The organism is Gracilibacillus dipsosauri (assembly GCF_003176895.1).
Classification (GTDB): Bacteria; Bacillota; Bacilli; order Bacillales; family Amphibacillaceae; genus Gracilibacillus; species Gracilibacillus dipsosauri.
In genome coordinates, this window is sequence record NZ_QGTD01000013.1 from 240,828 (window position 1) to 258,813 (window position 17,986).

Consider the following 17,986-nt stretch of genomic DNA (forward strand, 5'->3'; position numbering starts at 1 on the left):
AATATTAAATCATTAGGAGAGAAAAAATGAATTCTATCACAAATTTTTCAGATATTTTTAAATCAAGCTTTTTAGAAACAACCTCATCCTTTTCTATTATTGATGCTTTACTTGGAATTGGTGTGGCATTTATGGTCGGGTTGTTTATCTACTTCATATATAAGAAAACTTTTAATGGGGTCATATATTCCCATTCCTACAATATCTCTTTAGTAATAATGACAATGGCTACTGCTTTAGTCATTATGGGGATTAGTCAGAATGTTCTGTTATCTCTTGGTATGGTTGGTGCTTTATCGATTGTTCGTTTCCGTACACCGATTAAGGATCCAATGGATTTAGTATACTTATTCTGGTCCGTCATAGCTGGAATATTATGTGGTGCAGGTTTTATTCTATTAGCAGTAATTGGCTCTGTTCTCATAGGATTAGTGTTACTTATATTCGCTAATAAGATCAAAGTCGAAAATCCCTATCTATTAATTATAAAATATGATCAAAATGCAGTTAATGAAGAGTTAGAACAAATTGTCAAAACCTATACGAAGAGGTTTAGCCTAAAATCAAAATCAATGATAGAGGACTATGAAGAGATAACCTATGAAATTCGTGTGAAAGATAATGATTCTAATATCACTTCTGAACTTGCTAGAATAAAAGGAGTCCAAACCGCTGTAATGCTTAGCTATGATGGAAACTTTACAGCCTAAAAAAGGGTGAACATTATGGAAAGAATTATTAATTATAGGTGGTTTTTAACCCTTTCTGTGATCTTGATTATCACCATAAGTGGTTGTAGTCAGGAGAACGGAGAAGCTACGGATGAGCTTATAAATAATCTGGTGCAATATGACACGGATGATGCTTATACGAGCTGGGAGGACCAAGAGGCCATCTCCATTCATCTAGATGGGAAAGAAGTAATCGCAGAAGAAAATGATTCTGTCCTTGTCTCTCAAAATCAAATCAATATATACACTTCAGGGACATATGTAATAGATGGAACATTAGAGGATGGACAAATTGTAGTAGATGCAGAAGATAGTGGAACAGTACGACTAATATTAAATGGTGTCTCGCTCCAATCCTCGACGAGTGCACCTATTTACATTAAACAAGCAGAGAAAACAGTTATTTCATTAGAAGAAGACACCCAAAACACATTAACTGACGCAACAGAATATGTATACGCGGATGAAGAAACAGATGAACCAGAAGCAACGATTTTTAGCAAAGATGATTTAACAATAAATGGTTCAGGTACTCTAAAAATAAATGGAAATTATAACGATGGTATAACGAGTCGTGATGCCCTTAAGATTATTGGTGGTACTATTAATATCACTTCTATAGATGACGGTATCGTTGGTCGAGATCTGTTTGCAATGAAGAAGGCTTCGATCACGATCGATGCAAAAGGTGATGGAGTAAAGTCATCCAATGATGAGGATGAATCAAAAGGTAATATCATCCTAGAAAATGGAGAGCTTAACATCGAGGCAGGTGGGGATGGTATTCAGGCAGAAAAATCTGTATATGGTATAGATGGAAAGTATTCTATTATATCTGGTGGAGGAAGTCCAGAAGAAATAGAAGGCACTACTACAGATTTTGATCGAATGGGAGAAATTCCTAATGGAGAAAATCCTCCCGAAAATATGCCACAAATGCCAAGCAATACTGATCGATCGGATTTACCAGAAGGAGACTTTCCTTCTAATGGTGGGGATTCACCTCAAGCTTCTAGTCAAAATAAAGATGAAACAGAAGATACAGAAAGTACAAAAGGAATAAAGGCAAACGAAGAAATTCATATTCTTAATGGTTCTTTCACAATTGACTCCTTTGATGATGCTCTACACAGTAATAAAAATTTGGTTATATCTGACGGAGATCTTTTTCTATCCACTGGGGATGATGCAATTCATGCAGATGGTGATGTACAAATAGAAAATGGAACGATAGATGTGAAGAAAAGCTATGAAGGATTAGAAGGATTAAATATTACAATAACCGGTGGTGATATTCATATTCATGCTGAGGATGATGGGGTTAATGTGAATAGTAGTAGTAATTATGCTAACATGCCGGGAATGAGTAACACAGATACCGAGACAACAAGTGAATCAAACGAAGAGACTACAGAAACTGGTGAACTTCTAATTGAAGATGGTTATTTATATGTTGACGCAAATGGTGATGGACTAGATTCAAATACCTCGATAACCATGACAGGTGGAATAGTGCTAGTTTATGGACCATCCTCATCTGGAAATGGATCACTTGATTATGATCAATCGTTTAACATCGAAGGTGGCACACTAGTGGCTGTTGGTAGTAGTGGCATGGCTCAAGGAGTATCAGAAGACTCCAGCCAATCTACTATTATGATGACATACTCAGAAATTCAAAACGCAGAAACTACCTTATATCTGGAAAATAGTAATGGGGAAAAAATACTTGCTATTGAACCTGAAAAAGATTTTCAAACAATTTTAATAAGCTCAGAGGACTTACAACAAGGTAAAAATTACATCCTTTATAATGGTGGAAGCATAACAGGAGATAAGGTAGATGGTGTATATGAGAATGCTGACTATCAAGAGGGAATTCAAGCAATTGAATTCACTTTAAACACTGCTATGACCTATTTAAACGAGGAGGGTGTCACTGAACAACAATCCAATCCTAAAGGTGGTAGATGGGGACAAAGAAAAGATTTTAATCAATAAGGATAGAAATTCTTTCAGTAAACATAAGATCAAGCTAAGAATGTAAGAGACGTTCTTAGCTTGATTGTTTTATATTCAAACTTTTATGCCATTATAGAATTATACAGTCCCTATTACTTTTTGTTGTATTCACTGCTTTTCTCATTCACACTCTTTACTCAGGGATATACGGCAAATCTAACTGATCAGGAACATTTATGACATGTGTATCTGTATAAGCTAGAAGCCCTTCTTTTCCATATTCACGTCCTATTCCAGACTGCTTTACACCACCGAATGGAAAACGTACATCAAGTCCTTGAACGGCGGCTGTATTAATCATCGTCGTACCTGCCTGTATACGTTTGGCAACCTCAATGGCATGTTCTTCTTCTCCCCATACAGAACTAGTCAATCCAAATATACTGTCATTAGCAAGATGGATTGCATGTTCCTCATCCTCAAAAGGTAAAATAGGAACCGTCGGACCAAACTGTTCTTCAACAACGATTGGATCATCCTGACTTGCTCCTAAAACGACGGTAGGCTGCATAAAGTAACCTTTCTCATAAAGAGCTTGATCAAGTATTTCACCGAGTTTCACAACTTGAGCCCCTTTACTTTTAGCATCATCAATTAGACTTTGGACATACTTTGCTTGCTTTTCATTATTAACAGGACCAATCGTCACATTTTTATCAAATGGGTCTCCTACTCGAATCCATTTATTAGCTGCCTCAATATACCTTTCAACAAATGAATCATAGATTGATTTATCAACATAAATTCTTTTAGCAATCATACATATTTGTCCAGCAGTAAGAAAATTAGATATGACAATCCGCCTCATTGCTTTCTCATCATTTACATCAAAATCATTTAAAACAATTGCTGCATCATTACCACCTAATTCAAGTGTCATATGTTTGATTGTATCTGCCGCTGCTTTCATAATATGTTTAGCTGTTTCTGTCCCACCTGTAAAGGCAATTTTGGCAACCTTTGGATTGGATGTTAACTCTACACCAACGTCCGCTTCCCCGTGAACAAGATTTAACACTCCTGGTGGAAATTCGTTTGCAATTAATTCAATTACTTTACTTACAGCTAACGGGGCTAACGGACTCGGTTTTAAGACCATCGTGTTACCTGCTAATAATGCTGGTGCAACCTTAATTGTCGAAAGGGAAATCGGATAATTCCATGGTGTGATAGCAGATACGACGCCAATAGCATCTTTGGCTATAATAGTTTTACCATTATCATGTCTTTGCACTTCATTTTTCAAAACTTCTTTTACATTATCACACGCAAATTCCATCCACATTAAAGAGACAGCTATTTCTCCTTTCGAATCATAAAGTGCTTTGCCATGTTCCCGTGATAATAGTTGTGCAATTTCTGGGGTAGCATCTTTTATTTTTTGGATCGCCCTACTCATCCGTTCTATTCTTTCATCCATAGACGATCTTCTCCAAGTAGTAAACGTTTCATATGCTACATCAATTGCCTTTCTTGTGTCTTCTTGTGTATTTACTGGTGAAAACCCAACTATTTCCTCTGGATTTGTTGGGTTTTCACGTGGGGCTTGTTTTTCCGTTTTATACTTTTCCCCATTGATAATAGCATCAATTACAATCGGATTTTTAGACATATGATTCCTTCCTTTCGTTAAAATTTTTTATAGTATGCTCTTCCACTAAATATCTAATTCACACTATAATTTGTAACTGGGAGAGTGGTTTCGTAAAATCCTACAGAGGTAGTGAACTTTATTTTAGCCAGATCTTGGGTTTGGAATACGTTTTATTATATCTATAAACTTCATTTGGTGAGGAAAGTAGGTTTGATATTTATAAGACCTATAAACTTCATTTGGTGAGGAGAGTAGGTTTGATATGCGTTTTATAAGACCTGTAAACTTCATTTGGTGAGGAGAGTAGGTTTGATATGCGTTTTATAAGACCTGTAAACTTCATTTGGTGAGGAAAGTAGGTTTGATATGCGTTTTATAAGACCTGTAAACTTCATTTGGTGAGGAAAGTAGGTTTGATATGCGTTTTATAAGACCTGTAAACTTCATTTGGTGAGGAAAGTAGGTTTGATATGCGTTTTATAAGACCTGTAAACTTCATTTTCGGGGAATCTGTGCTTAAAAATGAGTTTCAATCCATTCTATTTTCGAAAGAATTTAGTACTTTTTGTGTCTATGCTATAATGCTGGGGAGGGTAGGAACAAAATACGTAATCAATGCCTCAGTTCAGTAACAAAATCCAACAAATAAGAAATTATTTAAAACATATGATAAACTCTATTTAGCCCGTTTTATACCAAAAAGTGATCTTAACTATATATCAAGAGGTGACGATAATGAAAACAATTTTTTCAGGAATTCAACCAAGTGGTACTTTAACACTTGGAAACTATCTAGGCGCAATGAAACATTTTGTCGATCTACAGGAAGAAAACAATTGCTATTTTTGTATTGTTGATGAACACGCCATTACTGTTCCACAAGAAAGACTAAAATTAAGAGAAAATATAAAATCTCTTGCTGCATTATACATAGCTTCAGGTATTGATCCGAAAAAGTCTATTTTGTTTATTCAATCAGAGGTACCAGCACATACACAGCTCGGCTGGATTTTACAATCAATAAGCTATATCGGTGAGTTAGAACGAATGACACAGTTTAAAGATAAATCGAATGGAAAAGAAGCAGTTTCTTCCGCACTTCTTACCTATCCCCCATTGATGGCGGCAGATATATTACTTTACAAAACAGACATCGTACCAGTAGGTGATGATCAAAAGCAGCATTTAGAGCTAACCCGAGATCTTGCTCAACGATTCAATAATAGATATAACGATATTTTCACGATTCCTGAAATTCGTGTCCCTAAGGTAGGTGCACGAATAATGTCCTTACAGGAACCAACAAAAAAAATGAGTAAATCTGATGAGAACTTAAAAGCATCGATTCTTATGTTAGACACAGATAAGCAAATCGAGAAAAAAATTAAAAGTGCGGTTACTGATTCGGATGGGATCGTAAAATTTGATAAAACAAATAAGCCTGGAATTAGTAATTTACTTACCATTCATGCTAGCTGCACTGGTGAGAGTGTAGAAGATCTTGAGAGAAAGTATGACGGAAAAGGTTATGGAGAATTTAAACAGGAAACAGCAAATGCGGTGATGGCAACATTACGCCCTATTAGAGAAAAATATGAGGAATTAATGGCTTCCGATGAGCTAGATAGACTTCTAGATGAAGGTGCGGAAAAAGCGAATTTTGTTGCTAACAAAATGCTAGCAAAAGCGAAGAAAGCCATAGGTCTCGGACGAGTGAAGAAAAAAAGGTAAACGTAAAGGATTTCTTCCTCTCTGTTGTTCCAAATTATCTCTACAAGAAAAACCGGACTTTGCTAAAAAATAAAGTCCGGTTTTCAATCCCTTATCGCACAGATTTTGTAGTTGAATTATCATGTTCTTGATCCCAAATCGTTTCATAATAGGTTTGACCTTTAATGATTTGCTTGCAGAAATATTCGTGTTTTTCCGACCATCCTTCGATTAATTCTTTATATAGTGTATTCCATGCCTCTTGAAAACTCATCCGTTTAATAGCATGATATTGATCTGGCTTCCATTCCGTTAGCCAGTACCTTATTTCCTCGAGACATTTTGAAACCTCTAACTGGTCCAATGCAACCATTAGCAATTGCTTGAGCTGTCTTTCTTTTCTAGTCAATCCCTTCATTCTTTCAGGTGGAAGTGAAAGAATATGATATTCCTTTTCTTCTTGATAGGGTACTTGATATACCGTGGGTTCTCGACTCTCAATTAATTCAAGAACCAATCTCTCTTGCCTTGGAATTAACCTGCTCTTTCGGACAGGAATTTGAAAACCCATAGTATCAAATGCCATTATTGATTTGCCGTCAGATATGATGGCTGCATATTCCAATACTTTTCGTTCTTGATTTTTTCTTATGTAAGCTCTTTTATAAATGGTGTCAAGCATCTTTTTAGGTAAGTCCTGTAAGTCGTTTTCAATGTATTGATAAGTCTTGGGATCAATAAGTAGAACAGGAACTTGATCTAGTATCTCAATACCATCAGAGGTTCTCCATTCATGAAATGGACATACATTATAACCATTTTCTTCACCCTCAAACCAATTTACCCATACATCATGCAAATATAACATATGACCAAACCTCACTTTATGCTTTTTCTTATCAAACAGTATGACCAAAATGGAATGAATTATTCTTTTCTTCTATTATTTAACAGATAAAATGGTCAGCTTCTGGATCGATAAACCCATGAGAATCAGACCTATGATAAAAAAATAACATTCTACTTTTGTTTGAATAAGTGCGATATAGTCATATAAAGTGAGCCCAGCCGGTATAAAATTCAAGTACAATATAAGTGACATGCCTCCAGAGACTGAAAAACCGAATCCTATTAGAAATATTAATGCATAGATCAAAACTACTCACCCGCTTGTCCACCTAATTTATTTCATTATATGTACAAGTATCCTCACATATGAGTGATCAATATAGAGTGTAAATTCCCACCCATCATTTCTGCAATTGGAAGGCTATAAACATAATAAATCCTGTTCCCCAATATGGAAACAGGATTTATTGTACTTGTATTACTGATATTTTTTAAAAATTAGAGAAACATTATGCCCACCGAAACCTAATGAATTACTCAAAGTAATATTCACTTCTTTTTGTTTTGCTTTATTCGGAACATAATGAAGATCACAATCTGGATCAGGTGTTTCATAATTAATGGTCGGAGGTAAGATCCCATCTTGAATAGCTTTCACACATGCAATGGCTTCCACTGCACCTGCTGCTCCTAATAGATGTCCAGTCATTGATTTCGTCGAAGAAACATCTAATTGATAGGCATGATCTCCGAAAACTGTCTTAATGGCTTGAGTTTCAAATGAATCATTATATTCTGTACTAGTACCATGTGCATTAATATAATCTATATCCGTTACTTGTATATCCGCATCTTCAATCGCTTGTTGCATCGCTCTTGCGGCCCCTTCTCCCTCTGGAGCCGGTGAAGTAATATGATAAGCATCCCCTGAAGCACCATAACCAACAATTTCCGCATAAATCTTTGCTCCACGTTTTTGGGCGGATTCTAATGATTCTAAAATAATAATTCCTGCACCTTCTCCCATAACGAATCCATCACGATTTTTGTCAAATGGTCTACTGGCCGTTTTTGGGTCTTCGTTAAAAGATAATGCTTTTGCTGTGGAGAATCCGGCATATGCCATTGGTGTTAGTGGAGCCTCCGCACCACCAGTGATCATGTAATCTGCATCCCCACGCTCAATGACTTTAAAAGCATCTCCAATGGAGTTAGCTCCAGATGCACATGCAGTAACAGAACAATTATTAATTCCTTTTGCACCTAACTGAATCGAGACTTGACCAGCGGCCATATCCGGAATAAGCATAGGTACGAAGAATGGACTGACACGACGATAGCCTTTGTCCATAAACCTTCTAAATTGTTCATCATATGTTGCCATTCCGCCAATACCAGAACCAATCCAAACACCTACCCTTGGCGCAATTTCATCGGTAATTTCAAGATTGGCATCCTCTACCGCATTTTTCGCTGCAGCCACTGCATATTGGGTAAACAAGTCCATTCTTTTGGTTTCTTTTTTGTCCATATATTGTGTAGGATCCCAGTCCTTCACTTCGCCTGCTACTTTTGCAGGAAAATCATCTTTATTTACTTTAGTAACAATATCAATACCGGATACACCATTTTTTAAATGATCCCAAAATTGATCTACTTCATTTCCTAATGGTGTGATTGCTCCTAATCCGGTCACGACAACCCTATTTTTACCCATGAATATTCCTCCTTTTATCTAATTTTACGTTATTTTCCCCATCTTAAAGCAACGGCTCCCCATGTAAGACCACCACCAAAACCTACTAAGACAACTAAATCATTATCGTTTATTTTACCTTTTTTTACAGCTTCAGACAAAGCAATTGGTATCGAAGCAGCTGATGTATTTCCATAATGATTCACATTGACTGCCATTTTACTTTCATCGATTCCTAACCGTTGTCTTGCAGCTTCCATAATTCGAATATTTGCTTGATGAGGTATTAAATAATCAACATCCTCTTTAGCAAGTCCGGCTTTTTCAACCACCTTAACAGATGATTCTGGCATTTGACGTACAGCAAATTTAAATACTTCTCTTCCATTCATTATGATATGCTCATCCTGTTGGGCTAGATGCTTTCCACCACTTCCATCTGCACCTAACTCAAAGGATAAAACGCCTTTGCCATCACTTACTGGACCCATAACCGCAGCACCAGCACCATCTCCAAATAAGACACATGTATTACGATCTTCCCAATCGGTAATTTTGGATAATTTTTCGGCACCAACGATTAAGATATGCTTATAATCACCTGATTCGATAAATTGCTTGGCTGTAATCATCCCATACATAAAACCAGCACATGCTGCACTTATATCCATTGCAGCTGCTTTTGTTGCACCAAGCTTCTCCTGCAAAATACATGAGACCGTAGGAAATGGCTGATCTGGTGTAACAGTGGCCACAAGTATTAAGTCTAGTTCTTCAGCAGTAAGATCTGCTTCTTTTAAGGCATCCTCTGCAGCTTTTAATGCCATATCAGAGGTGTTCTCATCATCTGAGGCAATTCTTCGCTCCTCTATTCCTGTTCTAGTACGAATCCATTCATCCGTAGTATCTACTATTTTCTCTAAATCTTTATTGGTTAAAATTTTCTCTGGAGCATAATGACCAGTTCCTAAAACTCCTGCTTTCATTATTATCCTTCCTCTCAAAGGAATTAATATCAATTATTAAGACTTGGTACTAATTTTAAGCGAAAACAAGTAAATTTTCAAGTATCAAATCTTCTCACAACTGGTCTATTTTTCATGATACATAACGAAAATGTTCATCCTTCCCTACAAATTGTTATGGCTATCCATTCCAATGAGGCTCGGACACAAAAGTAAATAGAAAGGTTACCACACCTATTCGTGATCTGGAAGTAGTCCTGTCTCTATATATTCATTTAATTGTTCATCTAAATGATCTTGAAAATCTTCTGGTATTTCATCACTGTAAGGTCCCATTGAAATTACTTCTTCTGTGAAGCCGTAATTATAAATACCACCTTCTAGCTCGCCTTTTTCAATCTGTTCTACCGCATAAAGATATAATTTATCTACATGCTGAATGGTGCTTGTTAAGACAGATTGTCCACCTATCGACTGCTGATCATTAACATAGCCAATCGAATAAATCTGGTCATTTTGAGCTTCCTCTACTACTTTCATACTATAGGCATCCCCAGTCGGATAAATCACATCTACCCCATTATCTACCATATTGCGATAGTGATCCATAGCAATTTCTGACTCATCCCAACTATAGACATATTGAATATTTATGTTTGCATCAGGGTTCTGATAAGCTACTCCCTCATAAAAACCCTCTACTTCTGGCTGCCATTCATATGCTGCAATAATGCCTACATGATCAGATTCTGTCATTTTACCCGCTACCATTCCAGCAAAGAATCCCATCGACATAGAGTTGAAATTTAAGCTAATAAGATTGTCATCTGAATAAGCACCATTGACATAAACAAACTGAATATCAGGATAAGAAGAGGCAATCGTATGAAAGAATTGTCCATATGTACTGCTATGACCAATTATTAACTGGACTCCTTGATTCGCAAACTCTTCGATTGCACGATTTACCTGTGGTTGGGTTTGTACACCTTCTTTAAAGTATACTTCCATATCCAATTCTTTCTCTATATCGAGTAAACCATGATATCCTTTACTTCCCCATGTTTGATCATTTATCGAGTGCTCAATGAGCATACCCACCTTCTCAATATTCTGGGACGAATTTGATGGAAAACATCCCGTTAAGGTTAACATGGCTAATAATGTGAATAATATAATTCTTAGTCGTTTTTTCAATATACGCACTCCTTGAAATGCATAATGATTCGTACAAATGTTCAATTTATAGGTATATAACTATTATTTTACCGTTTTCAGCAGATAAGGTAAACCAAAATTGTCCAGAAATGAAGTGTTCAAAGATTACTCTTTATTTTCTTCCAAAGTTTTGATAAAATTAATTTGGTGTAAAATAGATTATTAAATTATTCAAAATACATATTGGTCCTATAAAAGTGGGGTGAATGTTGGATGAAATATATTATGACAATTGTTTGGGCGGTTATCATTTCTTTCGTGATAGGATACGTACTTGCAAGCATGGCTGGTGAGACTTTACATGTACCTTCTGTATTATCACTTGCTGCCATTTTTAGTATTATTGTTATCTTGCTCGGTGATGGCGTATTAAAAGAAAGTAATTAAACAAACAGATCCATAATAAAACCCTTGTCTTCGATTAAGACAAGGGTTTTATTTAAGTAATGGTTTAATCTGGAATACCTAGAGCGATTTTAGCATAACGGGACATACGATCCTTGGACCAAGGTGGACTCCAGACAATATTTACTTCTGTATCCTTTACCTCTGGAATATCTTCCATTACACGCTTGACGTCTTGCTCAATATGACCTGCTAGCGGGCAGCCCATTGCTGTCAGTGTCATCGTTACTGTTGCAATTCCTTCTTCATTCAGATCAACGCCATATACTAATCCTAAATTAACAATATCTATTCCAAGCTCTGGGTCAATAACATTTTCCAAAGCTCCCATTAGATTATCCTCAAGTGCTTGATCCATTATAACCCCTCCTTAAAAAAAGTAAAGCATTACTTAATAACATTATAACAAAATGAAAGAAAATTTAAATCATTTACGCCTTTTGTAACAATATCTCCATAAAGTAAAAATGGCTTGCTCTGTTATAAATGCTCTGATGCTAAAGCATGTATTCTAACCAATTAGTAAACTCCACGATAGCAAATCGACTAACCTTGTGTCCACGTCCCATTTCTCGGAAAAATCGAATATTTTCCGGGTTTTTGTAATGATCGATAGCTTGCTCATAAAAATTATATGCATGGGCAAATGGAACAACGTTATCCTCTTCTCCGTGCCAAAAGAATAATGGACGTCCGAAAAGCTTCTCCACTTGCAGGGATAGATCCATTTCCTTCAATTCTGATAATAGAAGGTTGATTTCTTGCTCAGGAATAGGAAGCTCACCCATTTTCTTTTCCATCAATTGGATTTGTAATTCCGCATAGGCTGTCAATTTAGGAGAACCCATTAGGATCGCTGCTGCTTTCACCCAAGAAAATTGGGTAAGGGCTGCAGCTGTTGTGATCCCTCCCATGCTCGTACCTGCAAGTCCAAAACGATCTTTTTCCAATAAATGCTTTGTAACTAACGTCTCATAAATACTTTCCACATCATCTATATTTTGTTTTACAATCTCAAAAAAACGTAATTCTCGTTCCTCTGACTTTATATCTCCTTCTCTTTCCCCATGAAGTAAGCAGTCTGGTAAGAGTACACGGTAGCCCTTTTCAGCTATTATATAAGCAATATCTAGATTATGCTCCTTTGCACTCGTATAACCGTGTATATATACTAAGGTAGGTAAAGGCTGTTCTTTTTTTTCCGCTTCCACTACATGAAGTAATGGGATCTCATTCCAGGATTCTCTATTTACGATGATCATAACATTTTGTCCTTTCTATATCTATTCTATCTTCATGATAGCTTTTTCCAGAAAAACTTGCAAAATATAGAAACGAAAATATACAAGAACTTTACAACCATATGTTTCCCATTTAGACTATACTTACAGAGTGGGGGGATAAAAATGAGTAGTAGTAAAAGACATCTTATTGCACTGGATTTGGACGGTACTTTATTAACGGAACAGAAAAAAATTAGTCCTTTTACCAAAAAAGTAATTCAGGAAGCAATAAACGAAGGACATATTGTCGTGATTGCAACAGGAAGACCTCATCGATCCAGTATTATGTATTATAAGGAGCTCGGTTTACAGACTCCTATGGTTAACTTTAATGGTGCGTTAATCCACCATCCATTTGATTCCAATTGGGATGCGATACATTCCCCATTACCAAATCGTTCAGCAAAAAGAATTATTCAAACATGCTATGATTTTGAAGTAGAGAATATTTTTGCCGAAATTCAAGATAATATGTACCTAGATAGACATAGTGATAAAATTATCGATTTCTTTACGGAACCAGGAGATAAAGAACTGATTACTGTAGGAAGTTTGAAAAACCAATTAACGGAAGACCCTACTTCTTTGTTAATCCATCCGAAGGAGGAGCATATTGACGAATTGAGGCAATATTTAAGTGATGAACATGCTTCTGTCATTGAGCACCGAAAATGGGGAGTGCCTTGGGAAATTATTGAGGTTGTACGGAAAGGCGTCCATAAAGCTGTCGGATTAAAGAAAATAGCCCATTATTTCCATATCCCACAAGAGAACATTATTGCCTTTGGAGATGAGGATAATGATCTAGAAATGATTGAATATGCTGGGATTGGAGTCGCTATGGGGAATGCTATAGTGGAACTAAAAAAGATCGCGAACCATGAAACGTCCACAAATCAAGAGGATGGAATCGGTACATTTTTAGCGGATTATTTAAATTTAGTGAAAAACCCAGTCATTGTTAAAGAATAAATCGAATAACAAACGAATGATTAGTCATAATAAGTATGAACATCCCCTTGAGGTGTTCGTGCTTATTTTTCTTTCAACAAGGAGGGCCTTATGATGCAACAACAAAACAGAATGTTTGAACAAGCTAAAAATGCTGTCAATCGTCTTATGGGTGGTAACAGCATGAGTGAGCAGGATAAGCAAGCTGCTCAAGATGCTATTCAATCAGCTTATACAAATGCTACTGCAGAAGAGCAACAGGAGTTACGTCAATTAGAGCAACAGTTAAAGCAAAACAATCGTTAAATATAAGGCTAGAGGACTTACACAACCAGCTGAGCTCATGCTCAGCTGGTTGATTTTCATGTTTTTTTGTAAAGGGGTGGAGTTTAGATCTTTTTTTCTTTTTAAATTCCATGATTTCTGATATGATAGAGGCGAGTACGGATACATATAGGAGGGAAGATTATGAGTATTCACATTGAAGCAACTCCAAACCCGAATGCAATGAAATTCACAAGTGATAGAATGATCTTTGAAGGTAATAGTAGTATTTCGGTTATGCCTGGTCAAACAAGTGAACATGATATTTTAAATGATCTAATGAAACTTGATGGTGTTGATAATGTTTTTGGATTTCAACATTTTATTACCGTTAATAAAAAACCAGATGTTGAGTGGGATCTATTAACAAAACAAATTGAAGAAACCATTACAAGCTATGGTTATTAGTGATTGAAGGCAAGGACATTCATCCTCGCCTTTTTTTATTGCTGTTCAAGAACTACAGGTAATTGAATAGAACGGTCTTTGTTAAACAATAGAAGCATTAATGTACCGTTTTGTGGAATTAAATCCTCTGAAATGATAATATCTAACTGAAATTCCTGCCATGTCTCACCTTCTACCTCTATTGGAGTTTGCTCAACTAAATATTGATGACCATCTTCAACCTCATAGTAGGCTTCTCCAATAGAACCATGGACTTCTCCTTTTAATTGATAATTTCCATGCTTACCTGAGACCTCTATATTCCGAAAAGGCTCTTGTACTTCCTCTAATTCTTCTTGTATGTCGGAAAGCTCAAGAGTAAGCTTTTTTGTAAAAGCAGATTGGTTTATTTTTTGACGGTTTATTTCTTGAGGTAAAAGCATTATTTCTACTTGATACTTACCTGGTTCTAACTCCCTTTTAGGCTGCCATATCTCTTTCCAAAATAGCTTTTCCCCGCTTCTTATCTCTTTATCAATTAATGCTTGTGTAAACATTTTTTCTTCAGAATATCGATAAATATTTTCGCCATCTTTTGTTAATAATATTTCAAACTGTTGCCCTGAAGAGAAAGTTAAGCTAAGATCTTCTTCATTTTTATTTTGTAATTCCATCGTAAAGATAATTCCTTCTTCAATTTGCTCTGCTCCAGCCGTCATTTTGAAATTTTCAATTAATTGTTTCGTTTCCTCGTCCATTACTATCTCCTCGCTTGCCATTTCTTCTTGTGTCTCCCCCGTTGCTGTCTCCTCTTTATCACTTGTTCCACAACTGGTAAGCAGGATAATCATAGAAATTAATAAAACGATTCTCTTCATTGGAAACTCCTTCCTATCCCACAGATTTAGCCAACCCCGTAAGGCTTCCTTAATGGAATAGTCGTTTTTCTCTGATAAAAGTTTCAATCATTTCTTCGAAAGAAGCCATAGACCCCTGCGGTTTGGATAACATTCGTAAATGCATTCTCATCCACTTCTTGAATAATTCTTTCTAAATCATAGAGCTCATATCTCGTTATTACTAGATATAGCATATTTTTATCTTCCTTTGTGTAAGCTCCCTTTACTGGCAAAATCGTAATTCCACGTATCATAGTGTCATGAATGGCACGTTGTAGCTCATCGGCTTTCTTTGTCACAATCATAGCTGTAACCTTTTCATGTCTTGTATGAATACCATCAATCACTCTTGTAGTGACATATAAACCAATTAATGTATAGAGCGCATTTTCAGGTTCATTTAATAAACCTGCAATGACAATAACAGCCCCATTTATCGCCATCAAATAGCCACCGATCGGTTTATCCTTCATTCGAGAAAGGACCATTGCTATAATGTCGGAGCCACCTGTTGAAGCACCCCATTTTAGAGTAATCCCTACACCGAAACCAGCAATCACACCACCAAATACCGCATTTAAGATAATATCATTCGACAATTCGATAATCGGGAGAATTTCAAGAAATAATGAAGTAAAAATGACGGAAAGAAAACTATAAATCGTAAATCCCTTCCCAACTTTTAACCATCCTAAAATCGCAACAGGAATATTTAAGATAAAGAGCATAATACCAGTACTAACATTTTCAAAGCCAAAATAGTCTGTAAAAATTGTGGATAGTATTTGAGAAATACCAGTAAAACCACTTGCATAAACATTTGCAGCTATAAAGAAGAAGTTCAGGGCAATCGCATTTAATAAAGCACCTATAATAACAATAGCAATTCTTTTAGATTGAATTAAAAACATATGTACACCTCCCATTTATCCTAGCATTTGTTCACCTAATTCGATCAACAGACGCTAATCACCCCTTGCCTAGTAAGCAAAGGATGGCTACCTTCCCATACCCTATCCTAACACTTTTAAATCATGCTTTACATGAAAATATTACATAATTTGTTTTGACGGATGACCCTGTTACGCTTAAACTTATATTAAGCAAAAATAGGACATCCATACATGACCTATCTATCATAAAGGAGGGCAAGGAAAATGACAATTAAAATTATTGCTGACTCTGCATCAGATTTATCCGTAGAAGATTATAAACAGTATGACATTGAGATGGTGCCACTTACGGTTCAATTAGATGGAGAAAACTACGAGGACGGGATTTCCATTTCACCGAAGACTATCTATGAGGAAATGAGAGCTGGAAAATCACCCAAAACAGCACAAGTGAGTCCACAGGTATTTCAGGATACTTTTGAGAAGCACGCCAAGGCGGGTGATGATGTAATTTATTTAGCCTTTTCTTCAGAACTTTCCGGAACTTATCAATCTGCGAAATTAATGGAACAGCAAGTAAAGGAGAACTATCCGGATTTTAATCTTCATATCTTAGATACGAAGTGTGCTTCTCTTGGTTATGGATTAGTTGTAATAAAGGCTGCTGAGATGGTAAAGCATGGAGCAACTCTAGAGGAAGTGCTCGAAGTAAGTCAATATTATTACGAAAACATGGAACATATTTTTACTGTCGATGATTTAGAATATTTATATCGTGGTGGACGTGTTAGTAAAACAGCTGCTTTCGTTGGCACCCTACTAAAGGTCAAGCCATTATTACATATGGAAGATGGCAAACTAATCCCTCTAGAAAAGGTCCGTGGCTCCAAAAAGGTATTGAAACGTATGGTGGAAGTCATGGAAGAGCGTGGTGTTGATCTTGAAAAGCAAACGATAGGTATTAGTCATGGAGATGTAGAGGATGTCGCTAACCAGCTCGCTGAATTGATTCAAGAGAAATGGAAAGTAAAGGAAATCAAAATGAATATGGTTGGCTCGTCTATTGGTGCTCATTCAGGGCCAGGAACACTCGCCTTGTTTTTCTTAAATCAACCTCCAAAAAATTAGCATTTTTCGTTCGAAATAGCTCATACTAGGAAAAACAATAGTATGAGGTGAGTAAAATGACTAAAAGTCAAAAGAAACCAATTCTCCCAAAGCAGCATCAAAACCGCCAGCCAGGCTTTGAGTATGAGATGAATCCTATTCCAATAAGCATAACGAAAAATTATGTAGGCAGTAATAAACTGAAGGGTAAAGTTGCGGTCATTACTGGTGGAGATAGTGGAATTGGCAAGGCAGTTGCTCTGCATTATGCAAGGGAAGGAGCAAATATTGCCATTATTTATTTTGACGAGGATAAGGATGCAAACGATACAAGGCAATTGGTTGAGCAAGAACAGGTGACATGTCAACTATTCAGAGGAGATATAGCAGATCGTAATTTCTGTTATCAGGTAGTGGAGCAAGTCATCGAGCAATTTGGAAAAATGGATATCCTTGTAAATAATGCTGCCATGCAATTTCCACAGCAAAATTTTCTAGCGATTACAGAGGAGCAATTAGAACGGACTTTTCGAGTAAATATTTTTTCATTTTTCTATATGACACAAGCAGCTCTCCCTCATTTACAAAAAGGGAGCTCTATTATTAACACCTCTTCTATTACCGCATTCAAAGGTAGTGAAAACTTAATTGACTATTCGAGCACAAAAGGTGCGATTACTACTTTTACCAAGTCGCTAGCGAAGTCACTTGTATCTAAAGGAATTCGTGTGAACAGTGTTGCTCCAGGTCCAATCTGGACACCACTCATTCCTGCTACCTTTGATGAAAATGCTGTTTCTACCTTCGGGTCAGATTCTGAAATGGCGAGACCTGGTGAGCCAAGTGAAGTCGCCCCAGCCTATGTCTATTTAGCTAGTGATGATGCCAACTATGTAACAGGACAGACGATTCATGTTAATGGTGGGCAAATTATCTAAAAAAGTATCGAACA

19 protein-coding genes are annotated in these 17,986 nt (G+C 36.4%); 9 read left to right on the forward strand and 10 right to left on the reverse strand.

The window, feature by feature from the left end; all coding sequences use genetic code 11:
• Positions 1-26 precede the first annotated feature (26 nt).
• The gene (locus tag DLJ74_RS14865; protein ID WP_054788990.1) at positions 27-710 is read left to right on the forward strand and encodes a DUF4956 domain-containing protein; all 684 of its coding nucleotides are present in this window, start codon (positions 27-29) and stop codon (positions 708-710) included.
• A 15-nt stretch (positions 711-725) separates the two neighbouring features.
• Complete coding sequence (locus DLJ74_RS14870; protein ID WP_109985059.1) at positions 726-2,732, forward strand: carbohydrate-binding domain-containing protein; 2,007 nt, start codon at positions 726-728, stop codon at positions 2,730-2,732.
• A 154-nt stretch (positions 2,733-2,886) separates the two neighbouring features.
• Here DLJ74_RS14870 and DLJ74_RS14875 read toward each other — a convergent pair whose 3' ends face one another.
• Positions 2,887-4,365: an aldehyde dehydrogenase family protein gene (locus DLJ74_RS14875; RefSeq protein WP_109985060.1), complete on the reverse strand. Its 1,479-nt coding sequence runs from the start codon at positions 4,363-4,365 to the stop codon at positions 2,887-2,889.
• 717 nt (positions 4,366-5,082) lie between these two features.
• On the opposite strand from DLJ74_RS14875, the gene trpS reads away from it, so the two are divergent.
• Positions 5,083-6,078, forward strand: a complete 996-nt coding sequence (gene trpS / locus DLJ74_RS14880; RefSeq protein WP_109985061.1) for a tryptophan--tRNA ligase — start codon at positions 5,083-5,085, stop codon at positions 6,076-6,078.
• 91 nt (positions 6,079-6,169) lie between these two features.
• Here trpS and DLJ74_RS14885 read toward each other — a convergent pair whose 3' ends face one another.
• The 5 genes from DLJ74_RS14885 to DLJ74_RS14905 all read right to left on the reverse strand — a co-directional run bounded on the left by DLJ74_RS14885 (position 6,170) and on the right by DLJ74_RS14905 (position 10,764).
• Entirely contained in the window at positions 6,170-6,925 is a 756-nt protein-coding gene (locus DLJ74_RS14885; protein ID WP_109985062.1) for a DUF3603 family protein, read from the reverse strand.
• A 75-nt stretch (positions 6,926-7,000) separates the two neighbouring features.
• On the reverse strand, positions 7,001-7,213 hold the full coding sequence (locus DLJ74_RS21075) for a YuzI family membrane protein (RefSeq protein ID WP_109985063.1): 213 nt from the start codon (positions 7,211-7,213) through the stop codon (positions 7,001-7,003).
• Positions 7,214-7,384: 171 nt separating this feature from the next.
• The gene (gene fabF, locus DLJ74_RS14895) at positions 7,385-8,623 is read right to left on the reverse strand and encodes a beta-ketoacyl-ACP synthase II (protein WP_109985064.1); all 1,239 of its coding nucleotides are present in this window, start codon (positions 8,621-8,623) and stop codon (positions 7,385-7,387) included.
• Between the two features lie 29 nt (positions 8,624-8,652).
• Positions 8,653-9,588, reverse strand: a complete 936-nt coding sequence (locus DLJ74_RS14900; protein WP_109985065.1) for a beta-ketoacyl-ACP synthase III — start codon at positions 9,586-9,588, stop codon at positions 8,653-8,655.
• A gap of 213 nt (positions 9,589-9,801) precedes the next feature.
• Positions 9,802-10,764 carry a BMP family ABC transporter substrate-binding protein gene (locus DLJ74_RS14905; protein WP_109985066.1) on the reverse strand — a complete coding sequence of 321 codons (963 nt, stop codon included), beginning with the start codon at positions 10,762-10,764 and terminating at the stop codon, positions 9,802-9,804.
• A 234-nt stretch (positions 10,765-10,998) separates the two neighbouring features.
• On the opposite strand from DLJ74_RS14905, the gene DLJ74_RS14910 reads away from it, so the two are divergent.
• On the forward strand, positions 10,999-11,172 hold the full coding sequence (locus DLJ74_RS14910) for a DUF2929 family protein (RefSeq protein ID WP_109985067.1): 174 nt from the start codon (positions 10,999-11,001) through the stop codon (positions 11,170-11,172).
• A gap of 64 nt (positions 11,173-11,236) precedes the next feature.
• On the opposite strand, the gene DLJ74_RS14915 is transcribed toward DLJ74_RS14910, so the two are convergent.
• Together DLJ74_RS14915 and DLJ74_RS14920 are read right to left on the reverse strand one after the other, a co-directional pair.
• Positions 11,237-11,548 carry a metal-sulfur cluster assembly factor gene (locus DLJ74_RS14915; protein ID WP_054788995.1) on the reverse strand — a complete coding sequence of 104 codons (312 nt, stop codon included), beginning with the start codon at positions 11,546-11,548 and terminating at the stop codon, positions 11,237-11,239.
• A gap of 139 nt (positions 11,549-11,687) precedes the next feature.
• Positions 11,688-12,452: a prolyl oligopeptidase family serine peptidase gene (locus DLJ74_RS14920; protein WP_109985068.1), complete on the reverse strand. Its 765-nt coding sequence runs from the start codon at positions 12,450-12,452 to the stop codon at positions 11,688-11,690.
• 144 nt (positions 12,453-12,596) lie between these two features.
• Between DLJ74_RS14920 and DLJ74_RS14925 the strand changes: the two genes are divergently transcribed.
• From DLJ74_RS14925 to DLJ74_RS14935, 3 genes are all read left to right on the forward strand, one after another.
• Positions 12,597-13,445: a Cof-type HAD-IIB family hydrolase gene (locus tag DLJ74_RS14925; protein WP_109985069.1), complete on the forward strand. Its 849-nt coding sequence runs from the start codon at positions 12,597-12,599 to the stop codon at positions 13,443-13,445.
• Positions 13,446-13,538: 93 nt separating this feature from the next.
• Entirely contained in the window at positions 13,539-13,730 is a 192-nt protein-coding gene (locus tag DLJ74_RS14930; protein WP_054789346.1) for a DUF3813 family protein, read from the forward strand.
• A 162-nt stretch (positions 13,731-13,892) separates the two neighbouring features.
• On the forward strand, positions 13,893-14,156 hold the full coding sequence (locus DLJ74_RS14935; protein ID WP_054789347.1) for a NifU N-terminal domain-containing protein: 264 nt from the start codon (positions 13,893-13,895) through the stop codon (positions 14,154-14,156).
• A gap of 35 nt (positions 14,157-14,191) precedes the next feature.
• Here DLJ74_RS14935 and DLJ74_RS14940 read toward each other — a convergent pair whose 3' ends face one another.
• Together DLJ74_RS14940 and DLJ74_RS14945 are read right to left on the reverse strand one after the other, a co-directional pair.
• Positions 14,192-15,013, reverse strand: a complete 822-nt coding sequence (locus DLJ74_RS14940; protein ID WP_146202439.1) for a BsuPI-related putative proteinase inhibitor — start codon at positions 15,011-15,013, stop codon at positions 14,192-14,194.
• 83 nt (positions 15,014-15,096) lie between these two features.
• Entirely contained in the window at positions 15,097-15,945 is an 849-nt protein-coding gene (locus DLJ74_RS14945; RefSeq protein WP_109985071.1) for a YitT family protein, read from the reverse strand.
• A 246-nt stretch (positions 15,946-16,191) separates the two neighbouring features.
• On the opposite strand from DLJ74_RS14945, the gene DLJ74_RS14950 reads away from it, so the two are divergent.
• Together DLJ74_RS14950 and DLJ74_RS14955 are read left to right on the forward strand one after the other, a co-directional pair.
• A complete protein-coding gene (locus DLJ74_RS14950; protein WP_054860546.1) occupies positions 16,192-17,055 on the forward strand; it encodes a DegV family protein in 864 nt (287 codons plus the stop codon).
• 56 nt (positions 17,056-17,111) lie between these two features.
• On the forward strand, positions 17,112-17,972 hold the full coding sequence (locus tag DLJ74_RS14955) for an SDR family oxidoreductase (RefSeq protein WP_054860545.1): 861 nt from the start codon (positions 17,112-17,114) through the stop codon (positions 17,970-17,972).
• Positions 17,973-17,986 lie beyond the last annotated feature (14 nt).

Excerpts from the sequence above, each read along its gene's own strand:
- DLJ74_RS14920 (WP_109985068.1), bottom strand. The coding sequence starts at position 12,452 with ATGATCATCGTAAATAGAGAATCCTGGAATGAGATCCCATTACTTCAT.
- DLJ74_RS14955 (WP_054860545.1), top strand. The coding sequence starts at position 17,112 with ATGACTAAAAGTCAAAAGAAACCAATTCTCCCAAAGCAGCATCAAAAC.
- DLJ74_RS14935 (WP_054789347.1), top strand. The coding sequence starts at position 13,893 with ATGAGTATTCACATTGAAGCAACTCCAAACCCGAATGCAATGAAATTC.
- DLJ74_RS14940 (WP_146202439.1), bottom strand. The coding sequence starts at position 15,013 with ATGAAGAGAATCGTTTTATTAATTTCTATGATTATCCTGCTTACCAGT.
- DLJ74_RS14865 (WP_054788990.1), top strand. The coding sequence starts at position 27 with ATGAATTCTATCACAAATTTTTCAGATATTTTTAAATCAAGCTTTTTA.
- fabF (WP_109985064.1), bottom strand. The coding sequence starts at position 8,623 with ATGGGTAAAAATAGGGTTGTCGTGACCGGATTAGGAGCAATCACACCA.
- DLJ74_RS14875 (WP_109985060.1), bottom strand. The coding sequence starts at position 4,365 with ATGTCTAAAAATCCGATTGTAATTGATGCTATTATCAATGGGGAAAAG.
- DLJ74_RS14915 (WP_054788995.1), bottom strand. The coding sequence starts at position 11,548 with ATGGATCAAGCACTTGAGGATAATCTAATGGGAGCTTTGGAAAATGTT.
- DLJ74_RS14930 (WP_054789346.1), top strand. The coding sequence starts at position 13,539 with ATGCAACAACAAAACAGAATGTTTGAACAAGCTAAAAATGCTGTCAAT.
- trpS (WP_109985061.1), top strand. The coding sequence starts at position 5,083 with ATGAAAACAATTTTTTCAGGAATTCAACCAAGTGGTACTTTAACACTT.
- DLJ74_RS14945 (WP_109985071.1), bottom strand. The coding sequence starts at position 15,945 with ATGTTTTTAATTCAATCTAAAAGAATTGCTATTGTTATTATAGGTGCT.
- DLJ74_RS14870 (WP_109985059.1), top strand. The coding sequence starts at position 726 with ATGGAAAGAATTATTAATTATAGGTGGTTTTTAACCCTTTCTGTGATC.
- DLJ74_RS14925 (WP_109985069.1), top strand. The coding sequence starts at position 12,597 with ATGAGTAGTAGTAAAAGACATCTTATTGCACTGGATTTGGACGGTACT.
- DLJ74_RS14885 (WP_109985062.1), bottom strand. The coding sequence starts at position 6,925 with ATGTTATATTTGCATGATGTATGGGTAAATTGGTTTGAGGGTGAAGAA.
- DLJ74_RS14950 (WP_054860546.1), top strand. The coding sequence starts at position 16,192 with ATGACAATTAAAATTATTGCTGACTCTGCATCAGATTTATCCGTAGAA.
- DLJ74_RS14910 (WP_109985067.1), top strand. The coding sequence starts at position 10,999 with ATGAAATATATTATGACAATTGTTTGGGCGGTTATCATTTCTTTCGTG.
- DLJ74_RS14900 (WP_109985065.1), bottom strand. The coding sequence starts at position 9,588 with ATGAAAGCAGGAGTTTTAGGAACTGGTCATTATGCTCCAGAGAAAATT.